The sequence below is a fragment of the Amycolatopsis sp. NBC_00348 genome, assembly GCF_036114655.1.
GTDB lineage: Bacteria > Actinomycetota > Actinomycetes > Mycobacteriales > Pseudonocardiaceae > Amycolatopsis.
Map to the genome: position 1 here is coordinate 4,571,011 of NZ_CP107994.1, position 21,447 is coordinate 4,592,457.

The following is a 21,447-nucleotide window of genomic DNA, read 5'->3' on the forward strand; positions in this document are numbered from 1 at the left end:
GGGTCCGCTGACGTAGCGCAAGCGCCGGTAACGATCGCCGGGCTTCGGGCGGGCGGCGGTCTGGCGGTCGTGAGTGGTAATTCGGGTTCTAACCCGAATTACCACTCACGACCGGCCGAGGTGCAGGGTGCGGAGCAGGTCGGCGGGGCCGGCGGACAGGGGTGTGGCCAGGAGGTGGCCGCCGGGTTCGGTGGATGCTGTGAAACGGCCCGTTGTTGCCTCGGCCCAGCCCGCCAGCGTGGTCGGTCGGAGCGCCGTGTCCTCTGCGCCGGTCACCGCGTGGATGGCGAAGTCCGGCCGTGGGCTCGGGTGGTAGCGGTAGCTGCGGCAGACCGTCAGGTCCGTTCGGATTGTCGCCACCGCTAGTTCACGGATCGTCTCGTCGTCCGGCAAGGCTGTGGCCAGGCCGCACCGCTCAAGGAGGTCCGCTGCGCCCTCCGAGGTCGGCGGGATCGAGCCCGGCCAGCCCGGCGGTGGGGCCGCGCATGCCGGGATCACGAGCCGTGGCCGTGAAGCCGCCGGTAACGCGCGGGCCACCTCGAATGCCAGGAGCGCGCCGAAACTTTGGCCGTAGAACAGTGCTCCCGGCTGCAGGTACGGGGCGAGGCCGTCGATCACCGCCGTGACCAAGGCGGCGAAGGTGGCCGGCATCGGGTCGACAAAGCGACCGCCGCGGCCCGGCAGGCGGATCGCCCAGACCTCCAGAGAAGGGGCCAGCGCCGCCGCCAGGCCCGCGAAGGCCGTGACGTCGCCGCCTGCGTGCGGGAAGCACACCGCCTGCGGAGTCCCCTCCGGCAGCGGGTGCGGCCGGTAGCACCAGTCCCCCGCGATCGCGGGCCGGGGACTTGCCGGTCCCGCGATCGGCGGTAGCGGGCTTGGTGCGAGCGTCATCGGGTGCCCCGGCGGCCTACCAGCGCGACCGTCGGCCGGGCTGGGGTTTGGGTGGCCGACTGGACCGTCTTGACGAAGTCGGTGAGGGTTCTGGCGGACATCAGGTCTCTCAGCGACAGGTTCACCGCGAACTCGTCCCGGACCCGGTACACCACCCGCAACGCCGTCAGTGAGTGGCCGCCCAGCTCGAAGAAGCCGTCCTCCGGGCGGACTTCGGGGACGCCCAGCTCTTCGGCCCAGACCGCGGCTATCGTCTCCAGCATCTCAGACGCCCAGCGCGACGCGCAGGCTCTTCGGGCGGATGTCGGTCCAGGTCTTGTCGACCCAGGCAACGCACTCCTCCCGGCTGCCGCTCTTTCCGGCGGCGTGCCAGCCGGCGGGGGTGGGCAGCTCGGCCGGCCAGATCGAGTACTGCTCCTCGTCGTTGACGACGACGGTGAAGTCCTTGAACGCGTCCATTGTGGAGTCCTTCCTGGGTCAGCTGACGGGGATCGGCGCCGCGAGTGCGGCGAGTTCTTCGGTGTAGGCGGTGACGTAGGCGTCGGCGAGCTCGTCCGGGACCAGGGACCGCAGGTGGTCGACCGCCAGCAGGATGCGGTCCGACGACGGGTCCTGCACCAGTGCGACGCCCAGTGCGAAGTTGGTCGGCTCGTAGCGCATGTCCGGCTCGCAGCCGATCCGGTCGTCGACGATGCTCGTGGCCGAGCCGGCCAGCCGGCCGAGCGCGTGGAACCGCAGGAACGCGAAGCACGTCTCCAGGCGCGGTCCGGCCATGAGCCGGGCCAGCTTCGCGAACGGGACTCGGCGGTGCGGCAGCAGGGCGACCTCGGCCTCGTGCAGGTCGCGGACGAGGTCCGGCGCCGTGCCGTCCACCACCAGCGGGACGGTGTTGAGGAACAGCCCGTACGCCTCGGTGCCGCTGCGTTCTTCGAGACGGCCGTTGACCGAAAGGCCGGTGGTGACGCGGTCGCGGCCGGTGATCCGGTGCAACGCCCGCACGTGCGCGGCCAGCGCGGCCGCCTTGATCGGGACGCCGGCCGCCGACGCGATCGCCGCGAGCTGGGCCGGGGCGTCCGGCAGCACGCGCTCGACCGTGCGCGGGATCTCCGCCGTCGCGGCCTCGGAGCCGCCCTCGGCGGACCAGAGCGCGCCGTCCGCGCCGTCGAGGCGATCGCGCCAGAACTCTTCGCTTTCCTTCGACGCCACCGCGGCCTGTTCGGTGAAGACGAAGTCGCGGAACGTCGACGCGGGCGGCGGCGCGAGCGGGGCGTCCGGGTCGGCGTGGCGTTCCAGGATCTCGGTGAGCAGTGAGGTGAAGCTCCAGCCGTCCAAAATGGAGTGGTGCTCGGCGATGGTCAGCTGGAAGACGTCGTCGGCCAGCCGCTGGGCGGCGACCCGGAACAGCGGCGGCGTCCGGAGGTCGAAGCGCATCGCGCAGAACGCGTCGAACGTCTCGGTCACGGCGGCGCGTTGCTCCACTTCGGACTGTCCACGCAGGTCGGCGGTCTCCACCGGCGTCGGGACTTCGGCGTGCACGAGCTGCATCGGCTGCCGGTAGCCGATGACGTCGAGGCTCGTGCGCAGCACCGGGTGCCGGGTGATGACCGCGGCCACCGCGGCGTGCAGTGCCTGCTCGTCGAGGCGGCCGGCGACGCGGTAGCTGTTGACGTTGTGGTAACCGCCGGCGTCGCCGGACAGCTCCATGTGGTAGATCATCCCGAGCTGCATCGCGGCCATCGGGTAGGCGTCGACGACGTCGCCGGGCAGCTTCGCGACGTCCACTTCGGACAGTCCGGCGAACGGCTCCACGACCGCCTTCTCAGTCGCACACGGCCGCAGCAGCGGCGCGAGGCCGGCCGGGGTCGGCGCGGCGAACAGGTCGGGCAGGGTGAGCGTCCAGCCGCGGTCGCGCAGCTTGCCCGCCAGGTGGACCGCGCGGATCGAGTCGCCGCCGAGGTGGAAGAAGTTGTCGTGCACCCCGGCGTCCGGGACGCCCAGGACGTCCGACCACAGTTCGGTGAGCAGCCGCTCCCCCGGCGTGCTCGGGGCGGTGTAAGCGATCGCCGACGTCGCCGCGGCCGGTGCGGGCAGCGCCGCGCGGTCGAGCTTGCCGTTGACCGTGACGGGCAGCCGGTCGAGCACGGTGACCGTCGCCGGGATCATGTGTTCCGGCAACGACTTCGCGAGGAACGCGCGCAGCTCGGCGTAGTCCGGTGCGGCTCCGGTGACGTAGGCCGCGAGCCGCTCGTCGCGCACCGTGACGGCGCAGGCGTCGACCGCGGGGTGCGCGCTCAGCGCGTGTTCGATCTCGCCGAGCTCGATGCGGAAACCGCGGAGCTTGACCTGGCTGTCGCACCGGCCGACGTACTCGAGGCCGCCGTCGGCGAGCCGGCGCGCGACGTCGCCGGTGCGGTAGAACCGCGCGCCCGGCGTCGCGGAGAACGGGTCGGGCAGGAAGCGCTGCGCGGTGAGCCCGGCCCGGCCCCAGTAGCCGTGGGCGAGCGCGCCGCCGCCGATGTACAGCTCGCCCGGCACGCCGGTCGGGCACGGCCGCAGCCAGTCGTCGAGCACGTGCGCGCTCAGGTGCGGCAGCGGCGCGCCGATCAGGCTGCGCTCGAAGCGGGTCACGTCGTGGGTGGTGACGTGCACGGTGGTTTCGGTGATGCCGTAGAGGTTGCACAGCGACGCCGTCAGCCCCAGCGCGGACCAGCGCCGCACGACGGCCGGATCGAGGGCCTCGCCGCCGAGCATCACCTGCCGCAACGCCGGCAACGCGGGACCGGTGCGGAGGGTGAGTTCGAGCTGGCGCAGCGCCGACGGCGTCTGGCAGAGGCACGTCACGGCTTCGTCCGCGAGCAGCGCGGCGAACGCCTCCGGCGACCGGCTCGTCAGGTACGGCACGACGACCAGGCGGCCCCCGTGGTGCAGCGGTCCCCACAGCTCCCAGACCGTCCAGTCGAAGGCGTAGGAGTGGAACAGCGTCCACACGTCGGTCTCGGTGAACCCGAAGTGCGCGCGCCCGGACTCCATCAGCCGTCCGACGTGCTCGTGGGCCACGGCGACGCCCTTGGGACGGCCGGTCGAGCCGGAGGTGAAGATCAGGTAGGCCAGGTCACCGGGCCGGACCGGGACGCCCGGCCGATCGTCCGGCAGACCGGAGAGGTCCCGGCTGAGGTCGAACACGGGCCACGGACCGGAAGTGGCCTGGTCGGTGACGACCAGCCGCACGCCGGTGTCGCCGAAGACGAAGGCGGCGCGATCGTCCGGAGCCGCCGGATCCACCGGCACGTACGCGGCGCCGGTCTTCAGCACCGCGAGGATCGCGACGACGATCGCGTCGGTGCGGTCCAGCAGCAGGCCGACGCGGTCGCCGGGGCGGACGCCGTCGGCGATCAGGGCGTGCGCGAGCCGGTTGGCGCGCCGATCCAGTTCGGCATAGCTAAAGGAAACGCCGTCGAAGGTGACGGCGGGACGATCGGGGAACCGGTCCGCGGCGTCCTCGAAGGACTCGTGCAGGCAGCGCGGCGCAGACGCCGTGGCCTCGGCGGGCCACGACGGCTCCAGGTCGATCTTCCACAGTGGACTGTCCGGTTCGGACAGCACGACGTCCAGGAGGGTGCGCCAGTGACCGGTCATCCGGTCCACTGTGGCCGCGTCGAACAGGCTCGTCCGGTACTCGACCTCACCACGCAGCTCGCCGTCGTCGAACGTCGACCAGGTCAGGTCGAACTTGCTGGTGCCGTTGTGGTGCACCCGCCGGGTCGCGGTGACCGGCCCGAACCGCAGCGGCTCGGAGTCTTCCGCGTGCGCGCCGAAGACGACCTGCACCAGCGGTGCGTGCCGAGCCGAGCGTTCGAGGGCCAGCGCGTCGACCACGACGTCGAACGGGACGTCCAGGCAGGCGTACGCGTCGAACGCCGTGTCACGCACCTGCTCCACGAGGTCGCGGAAGCTCGCGGCGCGGTCGACGCGCAGCCGCAACGGCAGGATGTTGACGAAGTAGCCGATCAGGTCGGCCAGCTCCGGCCGGTCGCGGGTCGACATGGGGGTGCCGACGACCAGGTCGGCCGCGCCGGTGTAGCGGTTCAGGAGCGCGGCGAACGCGGCCAGCTGGACGACGAACGGCGTCGCGTCCGCGTCGGCGGCCAGCTCGCCGATCCGGCCGGCGAGCCCGGCCGGGAGCGCGAACGCGCGGGTGTCGCCGGCGAAGTCCTGCTGCGCGGGCGGCTCCCGGTCGGTGGGCACCGCGAGGCGTTCGGGTGCGCCGTGCAGCTGCTTGCGCCAGTAGTCCAGCTGGTCGTCGTGCGGTTCGGCGACGCAGTCGGCGTACTGAGTGGACAGTCGCGGTAGGACCGGTTCGCGTTCTTCGACGATGGCTGTGTAACTCTCCGCCAGCTCGCGCTCGAAGATACCGGACGACCAGCCGTCCCAGACGATGTGGTGGACGACGAGAACCAGCGTCGTCGTGTCCACCAGGGACGCGCGCAGCAGCGGCCCGGTCTCGAGGTCGAAGCCGGTGGTCAGGTCCGCGTCGCCGCGGTGCAGCGGGACGCGGACGTCGTCGTGGACCGTCTGTTGTGGACCGTCCGGGCCGAAGGAGAACGTCGTGCGCAGGACTTCGTGGCGCCGGACGATCCCGGCGATGCTCCGCTCGAGGACGTCCGGGTCGACGGGCGCGTCGAAGGTGAACACCCACGGCACGGTGTAGGCGGCGGAGCCCGGGTTCCAGCGGTCGAGGAACCACATTCCGCGCTGGAGCGCGGAAACGGGGACGGTGCGGCCGGTCATGCCCGCACCTCCAGCCGCTGCGCCAGGGCCCGGACGGTCCGGGCCGCGAACACCAGCCGAGGTGCGACGCGGGTGCCGGTCTCGGTCGACAGGCGCAGGGCCACGCGGACGGCGGCCAGGGAGTTGCCGCCGAGCCGGAAGAAGCTGTCGTCGACGCCGACCGCGTCGAGCCCGAGTACCTCGGCCCAGACCGCCGCGACCAGCTGCTCGGCCGCGGTGACGGCCGGTTCCGCCGGCGCCTCGGAGGCGACCGATTCCGGTGCCGGAAGCGCGGCCCGGTCGAGCTTTCCGTTGGCGGTCAACGGAAGTGCGTCCAGGACCGTGACGCTCTCGGGGATCATGTAGTCCGGCAGCAGCGTCGCGAGGTGGTCGCAGACGTCCTGGTACCCGGGCGGGGTGTCCCGCGCGACGACGTAGGCGGCGAGCCGGCCGTCGTGGGCGACAACGGCGCTGTCCTTGACACCCGGGTGGTGGGCCAGCGCGGCGGCGACCTCGCCGGGTTCGACGCGGAAGCCGCGGATCTTCACCTGGTCGTCGGCGCGGCCGGTGATGGTCAGCGTGCCGTCCGGGGTGCGGCCGCCGACGTCGCCGGTGCGGTACATCCGCGAACCCGGCGGGCCGAGCGGGTCGGGCAGGAACCGGTCCGCGGTGAGGCCCGGCTGCCCGGCGTACCCGAGGGCCAGCCCGGCGCCGGTCGCGTACAGCTCGCCCGCGGCGGACGGCCGGAAGTGGTCGTCGAGCACGCGGATGTCCTTGTGCGCCAAGGGGACGCCGATGGGGAGCGCCGGCGCGGCCAGGTCAGCGGGGCCGACGACGTGGCAGGTGGTGAAGCCCATGCTCTCGACCGGGCCGTAGCCGTTGACGATCCGCACGTGCGGGTATCGCTCGGCCAGCCGCGCCACGTGCGGCACCGAGGCGCGCTCGCCGCCGGTGAAGACCACGCGCAGGCCGGCGAAAATCGCGGGGAACTCGTCGACGAGGAAGTTGAACAGGCTGGCCGAGAGCTGCAGCTGCGTGACGCCGTGGCGGGCGACGAGCGCGGTCATCGTCTCCGGGTCCGGCCGCTGCCCGGGGTGCAGCACGCAGGTGCCGCCGAACAGCAGCGGGCCGTAGACCTCCAGGCCGAAGGCGTCCCACGACACCGGCGAGCACTGCAGCCACACCTCGCCGGGCGCGAAGAGCGCGTAGTCCTGCTCCAGGTAGGTCCCGGCCAGGGCGCGGTGCGACGCCGCGACGCCCTTCGGCCGGCCGGTGGACCCGGACGTGAACATCACGCAGGCGACGGCGTCGGCGCTGACGGGGAGGCCGAGATCGTCGTCGGGTCCGTCGGCGGCGGCCACGAACTCGCGGTCCACGACCAGCCGGGCGTCGACGGCGTTGACGGCGTCCGCTCGGCGAGCCTCGGGCAGTTCCGGGTCCAGCAGCGTGTAGCCGGCACCGGCCTTCAGCACGCCCAGCAGCGCGACAACAAGGTCGGCGTCGCGGTCGATCAGGACGGCGACGACGTCGCCTTCGGTCACGCCGTGGGTGCGCAGGCGCCTCGCGACGCGGTTGGCCCGCGCGTTCAGCTCGGCGTAGGTCAGCTCGGCGTCGCCGGAGATCAGCGCGACGGCGTCCGGGGTCCGGGTGGCCTGGTGCTCGAACAGCTCGTGGACCGGGACGTCGAGGCCGGCCGGGGTGACGTCCTCGTGGAGCGGCACGTCCGGGTCGGTGACCAGGTCGGCCACCGCCGTCCGCCACTGCGCGCCGAGGGCGGCGAGGGTCGCGGCGTCGAACAGGTCGGTGTCGTACTCGATCCGGCCGGTGAAGCCGGTGCCGTCGTCCTCGACCGACCACGACAGGTCGAAGCGGGACAGCTCGTTGACGTGCAGCCTGCGCTCCACCGCGGCCGGCCCGAACGGCTCGGGGCTCGGGTCGGCGGTGTGCATCTCGAAGACCAGCTGGAACAGCGGGTTCCGGTCGCCGGAGCGCTCCCCCAGCACCCGGCCGGTGATGTCTTCGAGGGGGACGTCCTGGTGGCGGTAGCCGTCGAGGGCGACGCCGCGGACGTGCTCGAGGACCTCCCGCAGGGTCACGTCCTGCTCGATCCGGAACCGCAGCGGGACGAGCGTGATGAAGTAGCCGATGAGCGCGTCCAGCTCCGGGCGCTCGCGGACGCTGACCGGGGTGCCGACCACGAGGTCGGCCGCGCCGCCGGTGCGGTGCACGGCGAGCACGAGCCCGGCGAGCAGCACCATGAACGGCGTGGCGTCGGCGTCCCGCGCGAACTCCCGGACGGCCTGGGCGAGGTCGGCGTCGAAGGCGAAGCGGTGGTAGCCGCAGCGCTGCGCGGGTTCGACGGGACGCGGGTGGTCGGGCACGAGGGCCGGGCGGTCCGGGACGCCGCGCAGGTGCTCGGCCCAGTAGTCGAGCTGGGACTCGGCGATGCCGTTGTCCCGCAACCAGTTCGCGTAGTCGGCGTACTGGATCGCGAGGTCCGGCAGGCGCGGCGCACGGTCGTCGAGCAGCGCGGTGTAGTACTCGCGCAGCTCCCGGTCGAGCACGCCGAGGGAGCCTTCGTCCCAGACGATGTGGTGGAAGACGAGGACCAGGCTCGCGGTGGTCGCCGACGTCCGGACCAGGCGGGCCCTCAGCAGCGGCCCGGTTTCGAGGTCGAACGGCGTGCGGGCGTCGGCGGCGATGAACGCGGCCGCGTCCGAAGCGTCGGTGATGGTGAACGGGACCTCGAGGTGCGGGTGGATCACCTGGCGGGGCAGGGTTCCGGCGACCTCGAAGGTCGTGCGCAGCGCCTCGTGGCGGTCGACGACCTGCTGGAGCGCCTTGTGGAGGGCGTCGGCGTCGAGGGGGCCGGTGAAGTCGAAGACCCACGGGACGTTGTAGGTGGACGTGCCCGGCTGCCAGGCGTCGAGGAGCCACAGGCCGCGCTGGAACCGCGAGAGCGGGGCTTCGGACGCGGGGGCGCGGACCGGGCCGGGGCGGTCGTCGCCGACGCCGTCGTGCATCGCGGCGGCGAACGCGGCGAGCGTCGGCGCGTCGAAGATCTGGTACGGCGACACGGGTCCGAAGACCTCGAGGACGCGGCCGGCCACCCGGACGGCGGTGAGCGAGTCGCCGCCGAGGTGGAAGAAGTTGTCGTCGAGGCCGACGCGCGGCACGCCGAGGACGTCCGCCCAGATCGCGGCGAGCAGCTGCTCGTCCGGGGTGCGCGGGGCGCGGTGGCCGGTCTCGGCGCGGGCGGGTTCCGGCAGGGCGGCGCGGTCGACCTTGCCCGCGGCGGTGAGCGGCAGGTGGTCGAGGGGCGTGAGGCTCGCCGGGATCAGGTGGTCCGGCAGGGACTGGGCCAGGAAGTCGCGCAGTTCCGGGTATTCGAGAGTTTTCCGGGTGACGACGTACGCGGCGAGCTGGGTGCCGTTCGCGGACTCGCGGGGCACGACGGCGCAGGCGGTGACGGCCGGGTGCCGGGCCAGGGCGTTCTCGACCTCACCGGGCTCGACGCGGAAGCCGCGGATCTTGACCTGGTCGTCGGCGCGGCCGAGGAACTCCAGCTCGCCGTCGGCGGTGCGGCGGGCGCGGTCGCCGGTGCGGTACATCCGGCCGCCGGTGACCGGGTCGGGCAGGAAGCGTTCGGCGGTGCGGCCGCCGTCGCCGAGGTAGCCGGTGGCGAGGAGGGAGCCGCCCAGGTACAGCTCGCCTTCGTCGACGGGCTGAAGGCGGTCGTCGAGCAGGTGGGCGACGCGGTCGCCGACCGGGGTGCCGACGGTGACCGGCCGGCCCGGCCGGACCTCGTGGACGGTCGAGGTGATCACGGTTTCGGTCGGGCCGTAGGCGTTGAGCAGCCGGACGCCGGTGCGCTCGGTCCAGGCGGCGGCCGCGGCCGGGGAGAGCCGGTCGCTGCCGGAGATCATGGTCCGGAGCGTCTTCGGCACGGACTTCATCGCGGCGACGAGGTCGTGGAAGTACCCGGCGGCGACGTTCGCGACGGTGACCCGCTCGGCGTCGAGGAGCTGCCAGAACTCGTCTGCGGAGAGGAGTTTCGCTTCGGGGACGACCAGGCAGGCGCCGGCGGTGAGCGCGGTGGTGATCTGCTCGACCGCGACGTCCACCGTGGACCGTGCGAAGTGGAGGACGACGTCGTCGGCGCGGAGGCCGAAGCGGGCGGAGATGGCTTCGACGTGCGCGGCGAGCGGCCCGTGCGCGACGGCGACGGCCTTGGGTTCGCCGGTGGTGCCGGAGGTGTGGATGAGGTAGGCGAGCCGGTCGGCGGTGACGGGCAGGTCCGGCGCGGCGCGGCGGTGCGTAGGCGCTGCCGGGTCCGGCGGGCCGTCGGTGCGATCCGACGTGGCCGCGCCTTCGCCGCGATTCATGGGAGCCGCCAGGTCCGGCAGGCCGTCGGTGCGATCCGACGTGGCCGCGCCGTCGCCGCGACTTACGGGAGCCGCCGGGTCCGGCGGGCCGTCGGCCCGCTCGGTGTCCAGCAGGCCGCCGCCGTCGAGGATGAGGTGTGCGCCGGCCAGTGCGGTGAGGCGCTCGTTGCGTCCGGTGGGCGCCGCCGGGTCGAGGGCGAGGTGGACCGCCCCGGCCCGCCAGACCGCGAGCAGGCCGGCGACCTGGTCGAAGCGGTCCGTGCCGCGCACCGCGACGACGTCACCCGGTCGCACGCCCGCGGCGGCCAAGCGGCCGGCGAGGTCCGCGGTCAGCTCGTCGAGCCGGCCGTAGGTGAGCACCCGGTCGCCGGAGCGCAGGGCCGGGCGGCCCGGCCACCGGGCGGCGATCCGCGCGATGCGCACCGGCACCGCGACCGGCGGGCCGGTCAGCTCACCGAGGTCGAAGGAGTCGATCGTCACGGCCGGTTTCTCGTCCTGCACCGACATGCTGGGCTCACCCCGAACTGACCACAAAGGACGGACATGGACTGCGGCTGCCCCGTCGTGAGTGGTAATTCGGGTTAGAACCCTCATTACCACTCACGACCAGCCGCGGCAGCCTCGCGGGGCTGCGGAGTGCTGGGCGCGAAGCGCGCCACTGGGGAAAAGCTAAGCCGTCGGGACGGCCCGGACCGGCAGGTCGAGCGGCAGTTCCCCGGCGGCAGCGGCAGCAGCGGGCCAGAGGTCGTCGGCTGTCAGGGCGTCGGGGCGGTACTTGCCCAGGGCGCTGATCAGCAGTCTTGCCTCCAGTGCCAGGGCCTCCACCAGCCGTACCAGGCCTTCCGTGCGGTCTTCGTCGACCGCCAGCAGGGCCGCTCGGCCCAGGGCGGCCGCGCGGACGCCGTGTGCCAGGGCCTTGACCACCCGAGTGCCCTCCCACATGCGGCCGCCCGCCAGCAGGCAGCCCGATGGGGGGCCGATCCGGCGGAGGCATTCCGCCAGCGGCAAGCCCACGTGGTCCAGGAACGCCGTGGGCGCCCAGCCCGTGCCGCCTTCCGCGCCGTCGACGGTGACCGCGTCCGCGCCCGCCGCCCAGGCGACTCTCGTGGCCTCCGCGATGTCCCGGCCCGGTGGGAGCTTCACCCAGACGCGGGCCCGGGGGAAGTTGTTGCGCATCAAGCGGATCTGCTGACGCAGGATCTCGCCGGTGAACGTCCCCGGGCTGCCGGAGCGCAACACGCGGTCCGCGAAAAGATCCGTGAGCGCGTACTGGCTGTCGACGCGGGCCGCCGTGGCCGCGTCCAGCAGGGTCATCCCGCCCAGGCCCGGCTTCGCACCCTGGCCCACCTTCAGCTCGAAGCCCAGCCGGCCGGTGGCCAGCAGCCGCGCGGACGCCGGGTCGCTGTACACGAGGTTCCAGACCTCGGCGTCGGCGTCCTCGGTGCTCTGCTGCACCACGACGCCGCCCAGCCCGTCCGGCACCTCGTCGGTGTACGCCCGGACGCGGGTGAGCAGCGCGTTCGCGTACCCCTTGACCGGCACGACGTTCTCGCCGACGACCATCGGGATGCCCAGCCGGCCGGCTTGGCGCGACGCCGCCACCGCCAGGTCGCCGCCGCCGAGCTGCGTCGAGCCGAACGCCGACAGGAACACCGGCAGCGACGACGCGAAGCCGCCGATCGCCGTGGCCAGGTCGACGTCGGAGAACAGCGGCTCGCGGCCCAGCTCGATCAGCTTCTCCAGCCGCAGCGGCACGAACACCGGCGGTACCAGCCGCGCCCGGTCCAGCGCGTCGCCATCGGGAGAGACGCCGCCGAACGCCTCGCCGCCGTACGCGGATTCCGCCGGGAACACCGCCGCCGCTCCTCGTGCGGCCCGGTCCCGGACGGCCGCTTCGGGGAAGCCCGCCGCCTTCACGGCGCCACCAGGCCCGGGACCTTCGGGTAGGCATTGACCCGCCACACCGCGTCGAGGCCGGTGAGGAACCGGACGAGCCGCTCCAGGCCCAGCCCGAAGCCCGCGCTCGCGGGGATGCCTTCGCGCACCATGTCGAGGTACCAGCCGTACTTCGCCGGGTTCTCGCCCGTCTCGCGCATCCGCGTGACGATCCTGGCGTAGTCCGACTCGCGTTCACTGCCGCTGGCCAGCTCGCCGAAGCCGCCGGGCGCGAGGAGGTCGAAGTTGCGCAGGATGCCCGGCTCGGTGGTGGCTTCGCGGTCGTAGAAGCCGCGGGAGCCCTTGGGGTAGTCGTCGACGAAGAACGGCTGCGACGCCTTACGGGACAACAGTTCTTCACCTTCCCAGTCGATCTCGGCGTCCGGGCTCTGCGGGTGGCCGAGCTCGTGCAGCCGGGTGACGGCGGCGGCGTGCGTCATCCGGCCGAACGCGCCGGCGAGGACGTCGGCCAGGTCCGCGAGGTCGCGGCCCAGCCCGGTCAGCTCGCCGGGGACGGTCGCGAGCACGTGCTTCACGACGTGCGTCACCAGCCGTTCGGCGACGCCCTGGGCCTGCGCCCGGGTCGCGCCCGCCAGCTCGACGTCGATCTGGTGGAACTCCGCGAGGTGCCGGCGCGTCGAGCACGTCTCGACCGGTTCGGCCCGGACGTTCGGCGCGATGTAGAAGATCTTCGAAAAGCCCAGCAGCGACGCCTGCTTGTAGAGGATTCCGCTGGTCATGAGCTTGTAGCGGTGACCGTAGTAGTCGACGTCCAGCTGCTTCGAGCCGCGGACGCCGGGGTCGGTGACCGGGCCGATCACCGGCGGCAGCAACTCGGTGAAGCCCTCCCCGCCGAGGAACTCGCGCACGGCGACCAGCACCTGGTGCTGCACGCGCAACGCGCTCTGCGTGACGGGCGAGGCGAGGTGCACGGGCAGCGCGGGTGGCAGTTCGCCGTCGTGGGTGTCGGTCATAACGCTCCTCCGGGTCGGGCCCCGGCCCGGACGGGCGGGGGCGTGTCGAACTTCCGTTCCACGTGCGACAGCGCGGCCAGCAGCTCGGCCGAGCCGGTCCGCCGCGACCGCGCGCCACCGGGTGCCGGGCCGATCGGCAGGCCGCCGGTGTCCGCCCACTGCAGCCGGCCGGCGGGGTCGAGGTAGCTGCGCGCCCGCCCGGCGTTGTCCGGGTGCAGGCAGTAGGGGATGTCGAGCAGGCCGCGGGCGAACGCCGCCGGCAGCGCGCCCGCGAGGTCGTCGTCCAGGTCCAGCACGGCCTCGACCAGCGTCGCGGCTTCGGCGTGGATCCCGGTGTCTTCGACGTCGGCCCCGGCGGCGGTCGCGGCGGCGACGCGGGCGGCGAGTTCGAGCGCGTCGACGTTCTCCCCGGCGGTCGGGATCCGGTGCGCCTCGGCGGCCGTCTTCACGATCAGCCGGGCCGCGCCGGAACGCACCGCGAGGCGCGCGGCGGACGTCAGCAGCCGGGCGGCGCCGGCCGGCGTCCGCGGGTAGACGCCCATGTAGGCGTAGAGCACGACGTGCCACTCGACGCCGGGCAGGTACCGCGCGGCCAGCAGGCGCAACGCCCGCACCGCTTCCTCGTCCTGTGCCGGGTCGGTCTGCTGCGCGTAGCTCAGCGAGACGCTGCGGATGCCTTGCTGCGCGAAGAAGATCGCCTCCAGCACGCTGATCGCGACCAGCATGCCCGGCGGGCAGAGCTGGCCGAGCATGCAGCCGCCGAACGTCTCCAGGTGGGCGGTGTCGCCCGCCGCCGTCAACTGCGAGCAGGCCTCGACCCAGTGCCGCATCGCCGTCCGCAGCGGAGTGCGGCTGTAGGGCAGGCAGTACGAGACCGGCCCGCCCTCGGTCGCGTCGAGACCGGCCGCGACCAGCGTCGCGACGATGTCCTGCGGCCGGGCCGAGCCGTGCCGCACCTGGACCGGGAAGTCCGGGCCGAGCACGCCGTCCAGCATCGCGCGGGTCGCCTCGGGGCCGTGGGTGACGAGCGGGAAGCCGTTGAGCGGCGCGCCGCCGGCCAGCGCGCGGGCCGCCGCGACGAGGTCGCCGACGCGGGTGTAGCTGTCGAGCGTCAGGGTGCCGACCGTGGTGGCCGCGGCGTCGCGGGTGGCCAGCAGCCCGGCCCGCATCGCCAACGGCGCCGGGAAGCCCATCCGCGGCTGGACGACCAGGCGGCCCGCCGCGTGCTCCCGGGCGACGAACGCCCCGAACGGCACGCTCACGACGTCACCCGCACCGGCAGGTCGGCCAGGTAGCGGCGGAAGGCACCGATGTCGCCGTCGCCGAAGACGCGGTCGAAGCCCGCCTCCCGCAGCACGGACTCGCGGCCGCTGGTGCCGTCGACGCCGAGCTTGCCGCCGATGACCAGCGCCGCGCCGGCCAGCACGGCCCGCAGCCGCGGGGCCAGCCGGAGGCCGTCGGTGTGGCCGTGGCCGTTGACGGTGCTGAGCACCACCAGGTCCGGGTCCAGCCGGCGGCACTCGCGCACCACCAGGTCGTCCGGGACGCACGCGCCGAGGTTCGTCACCGCGAAGCCGAGCTCTTCGAGCAGCAGCTGCAGGTACACGAGGTTCCAGGTGTGCGCGTCGGACGCCGTGCTGCTGACCACGGCGACCGGGCGGAGTTCCGAAGTCACGCTCCCGAACCTAGGAGCGGCACCCGGGCCCGACCGGCAGTTGCGGCGGCAGGACGGCGGCGACAACCCGGCGCGGGCGGAAACTGCCGCCGCACTGCCGCACCGGCTGCCGCCGCGCGGCCGCGAACCCGCCTAGCGTCGGCGGACGAGCGAACCGGGTGGTTCCACTGTGGACGCCCGCTGCGGGTCAGGCGAAAGGACAAACGATGGGTTCCCTGGGCGTCAAAGAGTTCCTGCCGCTCGACTGGGTGGTCGAGCCCGGCGAGCCGGCGAGTGCCGAGGTCGGCGGGCTGACCGGCCTCGACGACGCGGTGGCGTGGCTGGCCGCGGCGGCGCCGTCGCTGCGGGCGGCGTTGCACCGGCACGGCTCCCTGCACCTGCGCGGCCTGCCGATCGCGAGCGTCGACGACTTCGGCGTCGTGCGCGACACGCTGATGCCGGCTCGCACGCCGTACCGCGAGAAGGCGACGCCGCGCAGCGACTTCGGCAACGGCGTCTTCTCGTCCACCGACCTGCCCGCCGCGCAGCGGATCCGGATGCACAACGAGAACAGCTACACGCTCACCTTCCCCGGGCTGCTGATGTTCTCCTGCCTGATCGCGCCGGCCGACGGCGGGGCGACGCCGGTGGCGGACGTCCGGAAGGTGCTGCGCGCGCTGCCGCCGGAGCTGGTGGCGAAGGTCCGCGCGCACGGCTGGCTGCTCAACCGCAGCTACTCCGAGCACATCTCCACCGACTGGCAGACCGCGTTCGCCGCGACCACCCGGGAAGACGTCGAACGCTACTGCGCCGAGAACCTGATCGCGTGCCGCTGGCTCGACGACGGCCGCCTGCGCACCAGCCAGGTCCGCCCCGGCGTCATCAGCCACCCGGTCACCGGCGAGGAGGTCTGGTTCAACCACCTGGCCTTCTGGAACGAGTGGTCGCTCGACGAGGAGCTGCGCGAGACGCTGATCGACGAGTTCGGCCGCGACGACCTGCCGTTCAACACCGCGATCGGCGACGGCTCCCCGCTGACGCGCGACGAGATGGCCGCGCTCGACGCCGCCTACGACTCGGCGACCGTGCGCAAGCAGTGGCAGCCGGGCGACCTGCTGCTCGTCGACAACATCCTGTCCACGCACGGACGTGACCCGTTCCGCGGCGACCGCAAGATCGTCGTCGCGATGGGTGAGCCGGTCGACGTCGCCGGCTGCGCGCCGACCGTGCCCCCGGCCGCGAACGAGGCGCTCTGATGGCCGGCCTGCTCCCCCGCTTCCGCGACGCGGTCCGCCGCGCGCCCGAGCGGATCGCCGTGCGGGACACCGCGTCCGCGTTGACCTTCGCCGAACTCGACCGCCGGACCGCGGCACTGGCCGGGGCCCTGCGCGCGCACGGCGTCGGCCGCGGCGACCGGGTCGGCGTCGGCCTCGGGCGCGGGGTCGACCTGGTGGTGGCCCTCCTCGCCGTCTGGCGGGCCGGCGCCGCGTACGTCCCCCTCGACCCCACCTACCCGGCCGACCGGCTGGCCTTCATGGCCGGTGACGCGGCGATCCGGGCCCTGGTCTCGACGACCACCCCGGCCTGGCTCCCGGCGGACGCCGTCGTCGTCGACCCCGCCGCCGAGGGCCCGCGCACGGACGACACCGCCGTGTCGGACCTCGACGCCGCCTACGTGATCTACACGTCCGGCTCGACCGGGCGACCCAAGGGCGTCCCGGCGCACCACGGCGCGGTGGCCACGCTCGTCGCCGCGCTGGAGCAGGCGGGGATGTACGCGGCCGAGCCGCGGGTCGTCGCGTGGAACGCCAGCGTGTCGTTCGACGCGTCGGTGCAGCAGTGGGCACGGGTGTGCCGCGGCGACAGCGTCGTCGTGCTCGACGACGACCACCGGACCGACCCGGCCCGGCTGGTCGCCTGGCTGGACGAGTGCGCCGTGACCGACCTCGACCTGACGCCGTCGCACTGGACGGCGTTGCGCGAGCACCTGCTCGGCCGCTCGCTGCGGCTGTTCATCGGCGGCGAGCCGATCCCGGAACCGATGTGGCGCGAACTGGCCGAAAGCCCCTTGGAGGCGCTCAACCTCTACGGCCCCACGGAGTCCACTGTGGACGCCACGGCGACCTGGATCGCCGGGCCCGGCGGGCCGCACATCGGCGTGCCGCTGGCCGGGATCCGGGCCCACGTCCTCGACGACACCCTGCGCCCGGCCGCGGCGGGCGAGCTGTACCTGTCCGGGCCCCGGCTCACGGCCGGGTACCTCGGCCGGCCGGGCCTCACCGCCGAGCGGTTCGTCCCCGATCCCTTCGGCGAGCCCGGCACCCGGTTGTACCGGACCGGTGACGAGGTCCGCTGGTCCCCCGGCGGCGCCCTGGAGTTCACCGGGCGGCGCGACCGCCAGGTGAAGCTGCGCGGCTACCGGATCGAACTGGGCGAGATCGAGGCCGTCCTGCGCGACGCTCCCGGCGTCACCGCCGCGGCCGTGGTCCTGCGCGACGACCAGCTGGTGGCCTACCACGTCGGCGGCGAGCAGCCGCAGGTCGCGGCGGCCGCGAAGCTGCCGGAGCACATGGTCCCGACCGCGTACGTCCGGCTCGACGCGCTGCCCCGCACGGCCAACGGCAAGCTGGACACCGCGGCCCTGCCCGCGCCGGTCGCCGAAGGCGGTGCGGCGCCCAGCGGGCCGGTCGAGACGCTGATCGCGGACGTCTGGTCCGAGGTGCTCGGCCGCGACGGCGTCGGGGCCGACGACGACTTCTTCGCCCTCGGCGGGCATTCGCTGGTGGCGCTGCGCGTGGTGGCGCGGCTGAAGAAGAACTTCGGCGTCCCGGTGTCCACGAAGGACGTTTACCGGCACCCGCGGCTCGCCGACCTGGCCAAGCACGTCACGGCGCTCGGCGCGAGCTGAAAGGAGCACGGCGATGGACAACCTCCCCAACACCGTGGTCCGGGCCCGGCCCAACCCGGACGCGACGAAGACGTTGGTGTGCCTCGGCTTCTGCGGTGGCGGCTCCGGGCCGTACCTGCCGTGGGCCGACGTGCTGCCGCCCGACGTCGAGCTCGTGACGATCTGCTACCCGGGCCGCGACGGCCGTTTCCTCGACGACTTCGCCCAGGACTGGGACGCGCTCGCCGAGGACGCGACCGAAGCCGTGACGGCGGCCGCCGCGCCCCGGCCGTACCTGCTGTTCGGGCACAGCATGGGCGGCTGGATGGCGTTCGACGTCGCGGACCGCCTGCAGCGCCGGGGCGGCCCGCTGCCGGAGACGCTCATCGTGTCGTCGGCGAACGCGCCGAGCCGCGGCCTCACCCCGCGGGACATGTTCCCCGCGCAGCAGGACACCGACGAGCAGCTGGTGATGTGGATGCGCACCAACGGCCTGCTGCCGGGGTACGTGCTCGACGACCCGGAGCTGAGCGAGATGGCCCTGGAGCTCATGCGGGCCGACATCCGGGTGCGGGACACGTTCGGCTACACCGAAGGCGCGACAGTCGGCGTCCCGCTGCAGGTGCTCACGGGGGCCGACGACGACGTGATCGTGCCGGAGACGGCCGAGCAGTGGAAGTCACTGGCCCGCAACGGGTACCAGCACGTCGAGCTGCCCGGCGGGCACTTCTACACCCCGGAGATCTGGCGGACCCTGCCGACGCGGATCCCGGCCCTCGCGCCGGTTCCGGCGGCCCGCTGACGCCGGGGCGGGCGGTCGCGGCCGCCCGCCCCGGCCGTCACGGGATCTCAAGGCGGCGCCAGGTCCCCAGGAACGCCAGCGCGGCGGCCACCGACCCGGCCGAGGCGAGCGAGCTCGCGGCCAGGTAGACCACCCAGGTGTTGTCGCGCAGGGTCGCGTCGAGGCCGTCCTGGCTGAGTGCCGCGCCGATCAGGAACCCGCCCAGGGCCAGGAAAACCAGCCCGGCGAGGGAAGCGACGACCACGACGAGCACCCGCGGGATCCGGCGGCGGCCCTCGTACCGGTGGACGACGCCGCGGCGGGCGAGCCACCACGACGCCAGGCAGGCGAGCCCGAGAGCGATCGCGTCCGCGGCGAGGGTGTCGGAGAGGCGGTGCCACTTCGCCGTCACCGTGTAGGCGCCGATGCCGACCGCCCAGGACAGCAGCAGGACCATCGTCACGCCACGCCAGCGGTAGGGCACGACCAGCAGCGCGGCGAACAGCACCGTCATGGCGATCGTGGTGTGCCCGCTGGGCATGCTGTTGTCCGCGTAGTGCCCGGTGAGCGGCACGAGCGACGGCCGCGGCAGCACGAACCGCTTGAGCCCCTGCGTGACGACCTGGCCGGCGACGATCACCCCCACCGCCGCGACCGCGAGAGCCGGGCGCCGGCGCAGCAAGCCGATCACGGCCACCAGCACGACGGCGACGCCCAGGGAGTAGAGGGTGATCCGCGACAGGCTCTGGTCGGCCGCGGTCTGGTCGCGCGCGGCGGCCTGGTCGGCCCCGCGCAGGGCCGCGTTCTCCAGCTCCTGGCCGGTGACGGTCAGCACCGCGAGGACGTAGACCAGGATCAGCACGACGAGGCAAGCGGCGGCGACGATCAGCCAGCGGCGAGCGGGCAAGACACCTCCATCGACGACGATCGCGTTACTCTATCCGGAGTAACGGACGCCCGCCGCGGGAAGATCACCGCGCTTTTAGACTGTCGGCATGACGAGCTACGCGGACGCGCCCCCCGAGGTGGAGACCACGGAGGTCGTCATCGCCGGCGGCGGCCCGGTCGGCCTGACCCTCGCCCACGAGCTCGGTGCGCGGGGCATCGGCTGCGTCCTGCTCGAACCGCGGCCGGCGCCGAGCCTGGCGTCCCCGCGGTGCAAGCAGCTGAACCCCCGGTCGATGGAGCTCTTCCGGCGCCTGGGCATCGCCGGCGCCGTCCGGGACAACGCTCCCCTGCCGTTCGGCTGGTCCGACTCGGCCGTCTTCTGCACCTCGCTCACCGGGCACCGGCTGGAACGCTTCGACGGCGTCTTCGCCCTCAGCGACGTCCAGCGGACGGAACTGGCCGAACCCGCGCTCTGGTGCGCGCAGAACCACGTCGAAGAGGCCTTGCGCGACACCATCACCCGGCGGGAGACGGTCAGCGCGCGCTGGGGCTGGACGCTGACGGGTCTCGAGCAGGACGCCACCGGCGTCACCGCCACCGCGACGGACGACACGGGCCGCGAGCGCGTGGTGCGGGGCCGCTACCTCGTCGGCGCCGACGGGGCCCGCAGCGCCGTCCGGCGGGCGTGCGGCATCCCGCTGGCCGGGCGGAGCCACGAGATCCGCAACATCCAGGTCATCTTCGACGCGCCCGGGCTGTCCGCCCGCCACGAGCTGGGCCGCGCCGTCCAGTACTGGGTGGTCAACCCCGAGGTCAACGGCCTGATGGGCACCCTCGACACCGAAGACCGGTGGTGGGCCATCATCATCAACGCGCCGGAAGACGCCGACGCCGCGTGGTGCGAACGGGCCGTGCACCGGATGATCGGCACTTCGGTGCCCGTCACCGTGACCGCGACCGATCCCTGGACGGCCCGGCTGCTGGTGGCCGACCGCTACCGGGACGGCCGCTGCTTCGTGGCCGGGGACGCCGCGCACCAGAACCCGCCGTGGGGTGGGTTCGGCGCCAACACCGGCATCGGCGACGCCGCCGACCTCGGCTGGAAGCTCGCGGCCGCGCTGCGCGGCTGGGCCGGCCCCGGGCTGCTCGACTCCTACGGGACCGAACGCCGTCCGATCGCGCAGCGGGCCATCGCCGAGGCCGAACGCAACATGCGGGTGCTGACCGGTGAGCTCGCCGTGCCGGGGCTGGACGACGACGGACCGGACGGCCTGGCCGTGCGAGCCAAGACGGCGGAGCTGATCCGGCAGGCCAAGACGGCCGAGATGTACACCCTCGGTTTTGTGCTCGGCACCGCGTACCCGGAGTCGCCGCTCGTGGTCCCCGACGACGGGCCCGCCCCGGCTTCCACCGGCACGGAGTACCGGCCGTCCGGTGCCCCGGGGAACCGGCTGCCGCACCTCTGGCTCGACCGGAACCGGTCGCTGCAGGACGAGTTCGGGCCCGGGTTCACGCTGCTGGAGGTCGCCGCGCCGGCCGCGCCCGAATGGGACACGGCCGCGGCGGCGGCCGGCGTGCCCTTGAAGCGCTACCGGCTCAACCGGCCGGACCTGCACGGTCTTTACGGCGCCCGGTACGTCCTGGTCCGGCCCGACGGGTACGTCGCCTGGCGCGGCCAGACCTCCCCCGATGATCTCGGCGCGGTGCTGGACCGCGTCCGGGGTTGTGCGGTGTGACCCACCAGGGCGGTTGAACTCCCCCGGATGGGGGCAGTCAAGTAGCCCGTAGCCGTCTCTTTCCCCGAGGAGACCGATCATGAGCCTCGACGCCACACCCACCGAGTCCGGTGTCCTCGCCGACGTGGACGAAATCGACGAGACCGTCGAGACCGTCGAAACCACCGTCAAGGCCGACCTCAAGGAGCTGGCGAGGGTCCGCGGCTGGGCTCGCGCCGTGCTCCCCGACCTGACCGCCGAGCTGCTGACCGACATCGTGATGGTGCTCGACGAGCTCGTCTCCAACGCGCTCCGCCACGCCAAGCCGCCGATCCGGGTGCGCCTGCGCCGCAACCGCGGGAAGCTCCGGATCGAGATCGACGACGGCTCCCCCACCGCCGCCGCTCCGACGTCGCCGTCCTCGAAGGGCGGGCGCGGGATGCGGATCATCGAGAAGACGAGCGTCGCCTGGGGTCAGCTGCGCCGTCCCGGCGGGAAGACCGTCTGGGCCGAACTCGCCCTGTCCGCTCGCCGGTCGTGAGTGCGTAACAGTGTTCTAACACTGTTACG

General features: G+C 73.5%; 15 protein-coding genes. 5 read left to right on the top strand and 10 right to left on the bottom strand.

Translation table 11 applies throughout. The features are described 5' to 3' along the window. Positions 1-105: 105 nt before the first annotated feature. From OHS58_RS19885 to OHS58_RS19925, 9 genes are all read right to left on the bottom strand, one after another. Entirely contained in the window at positions 106-774 is a 669-nt protein-coding gene (locus tag OHS58_RS19885) for a thioesterase II family protein (protein WP_328649389.1), read from the bottom strand. A gap of 113 nt (positions 775-887) precedes the next feature. Next, complete coding sequence (locus OHS58_RS19890) at positions 888-1,154, bottom strand: phosphopantetheine-binding protein (protein WP_326948296.1); 267 nt, start codon at positions 1,152-1,154, stop codon at positions 888-890. Between the two features lies 1 nt (position 1,155). Further along, a complete protein-coding gene (locus OHS58_RS19895; RefSeq protein ID WP_326948295.1) occupies positions 1,156-1,350 on the bottom strand; it encodes an MbtH family protein in 195 nt (64 codons plus the stop codon). 18 nt (positions 1,351-1,368) lie between these two features. Then, entirely contained in the window at positions 1,369-5,679 is a 4,311-nt protein-coding gene (locus OHS58_RS19900) for an amino acid adenylation domain-containing protein (protein ID WP_328649390.1), read from the bottom strand. Then, on the bottom strand, positions 5,676-10,550 hold the full coding sequence (locus OHS58_RS19905) for a non-ribosomal peptide synthetase (protein ID WP_328649391.1): 4,875 nt from the start codon (positions 10,548-10,550) through the stop codon (positions 5,676-5,678). The genes OHS58_RS19900 and OHS58_RS19905 overlap by 4 nt, the downstream gene beginning before the upstream one ends. A 162-nt stretch (positions 10,551-10,712) precedes the next feature. Beyond that, complete coding sequence (locus tag OHS58_RS19910) at positions 10,713-11,960, bottom strand: glutamate synthase-related protein (protein ID WP_328649392.1); 1,248 nt, start codon at positions 11,958-11,960, stop codon at positions 10,713-10,715. Continuing rightward, the gene (locus OHS58_RS19915) at positions 11,957-12,952 is read right to left on the bottom strand and encodes an asparagine synthetase A (protein ID WP_328649393.1); all 996 of its coding nucleotides are present in this window, start codon (positions 12,950-12,952) and stop codon (positions 11,957-11,959) included. The genes OHS58_RS19910 and OHS58_RS19915 overlap by 4 nt, the downstream gene beginning before the upstream one ends. Next, complete coding sequence (locus OHS58_RS19920) at positions 12,949-14,214, bottom strand: methylaspartate mutase (RefSeq protein ID WP_328649394.1); 1,266 nt, start codon at positions 14,212-14,214, stop codon at positions 12,949-12,951. Before OHS58_RS19920 ends, OHS58_RS19915 begins: the two co-directional genes overlap by 4 nt. Beyond that, positions 14,211-14,627 carry a cobalamin B12-binding domain-containing protein gene (locus tag OHS58_RS19925; RefSeq protein WP_326948289.1) on the bottom strand — a complete coding sequence of 139 codons (417 nt, stop codon included), beginning with the start codon at positions 14,625-14,627 and terminating at the stop codon, positions 14,211-14,213. Before OHS58_RS19925 ends, OHS58_RS19920 begins: the two co-directional genes overlap by 4 nt. 206 nt (positions 14,628-14,833) lie before the next feature. Here OHS58_RS19925 and OHS58_RS19930 point away from each other — a divergent pair, with 206 nt between their 5' ends. The 3 genes from OHS58_RS19930 to OHS58_RS19940 are packed head-to-tail and all read left to right on the top strand — an operon-like array spanning position 14,834 to position 18,295. Further along, on the top strand, positions 14,834-15,862 hold the full coding sequence (locus tag OHS58_RS19930; RefSeq protein WP_328649395.1) for a TauD/TfdA family dioxygenase: 1,029 nt from the start codon (positions 14,834-14,836) through the stop codon (positions 15,860-15,862). Further along, positions 15,862-17,514, top strand: coding sequence for a non-ribosomal peptide synthetase (locus OHS58_RS19935; RefSeq protein WP_328649396.1), 1,653 nt, complete (start codon positions 15,862-15,864; stop codon positions 17,512-17,514). Before OHS58_RS19930 ends, OHS58_RS19935 begins: the two co-directional genes overlap by 1 nt. Before the next feature lie 13 nt (positions 17,515-17,527). Further along, the gene (locus tag OHS58_RS19940) at positions 17,528-18,295 is read left to right on the top strand and encodes a thioesterase II family protein (protein WP_328649397.1); all 768 of its coding nucleotides are present in this window, start codon (positions 17,528-17,530) and stop codon (positions 18,293-18,295) included. A 37-nt stretch (positions 18,296-18,332) separates the two neighbouring features. Here the strand turns inward: OHS58_RS19940 and OHS58_RS19945 are convergent, their stop codons facing one another. Next, on the bottom strand, positions 18,333-19,181 hold the full coding sequence (locus tag OHS58_RS19945) for a phosphatase PAP2 family protein (protein WP_328649398.1): 849 nt from the start codon (positions 19,179-19,181) through the stop codon (positions 18,333-18,335). 88 nt (positions 19,182-19,269) lie between these two features. Here OHS58_RS19945 and OHS58_RS19950 point away from each other — a divergent pair, with 88 nt between their 5' ends. Together OHS58_RS19950 and OHS58_RS19955 are read left to right on the top strand one after the other, a co-directional pair. Further along, a complete protein-coding gene (locus tag OHS58_RS19950) occupies positions 19,270-20,898 on the top strand; it encodes an FAD-dependent monooxygenase (RefSeq protein WP_328649399.1) in 1,629 nt (542 codons plus the stop codon). A gap of 79 nt (positions 20,899-20,977) precedes the next feature. Then, a complete protein-coding gene (locus OHS58_RS19955) occupies positions 20,978-21,418 on the top strand; it encodes an ATP-binding protein (protein WP_328649400.1) in 441 nt (146 codons plus the stop codon). The last annotated feature ends 29 nt before the right edge of the window (positions 21,419-21,447 follow it).

Coding starts and splice junctions, on each gene's coding strand:
- OHS58_RS19935 (WP_328649396.1), top strand. CDS start 15,862: ATGGCCGGCCTGCTCCCCCGCTTCCGCGACGCGGTCCGCCGCGCGCCC.
- OHS58_RS19950 (WP_328649399.1), top strand. CDS start 19,270: ATGACGAGCTACGCGGACGCGCCCCCCGAGGTGGAGACCACGGAGGTC.
- OHS58_RS19930 (WP_328649395.1), top strand. CDS start 14,834: ATGGGTTCCCTGGGCGTCAAAGAGTTCCTGCCGCTCGACTGGGTGGTC.
- OHS58_RS19905 (WP_328649391.1), bottom strand. CDS start 10,550: ATGTCGGTGCAGGACGAGAAACCGGCCGTGACGATCGACTCCTTCGAC.
- OHS58_RS19890 (WP_326948296.1), bottom strand. CDS start 1,154: ATGCTGGAGACGATAGCCGCGGTCTGGGCCGAAGAGCTGGGCGTCCCC.
- OHS58_RS19955 (WP_328649400.1), top strand. CDS start 20,978: ATGAGCCTCGACGCCACACCCACCGAGTCCGGTGTCCTCGCCGACGTG.
- OHS58_RS19900 (WP_328649390.1), bottom strand. CDS start 5,679: ATGACCGGCCGCACCGTCCCCGTTTCCGCGCTCCAGCGCGGAATGTGG.
- OHS58_RS19940 (WP_328649397.1), top strand. CDS start 17,528: ATGGACAACCTCCCCAACACCGTGGTCCGGGCCCGGCCCAACCCGGAC.
- OHS58_RS19895 (WP_326948295.1), bottom strand. CDS start 1,350: ATGGACGCGTTCAAGGACTTCACCGTCGTCGTCAACGACGAGGAGCAG.
- OHS58_RS19915 (WP_328649393.1), bottom strand. CDS start 12,952: ATGACCGACACCCACGACGGCGAACTGCCACCCGCGCTGCCCGTGCAC.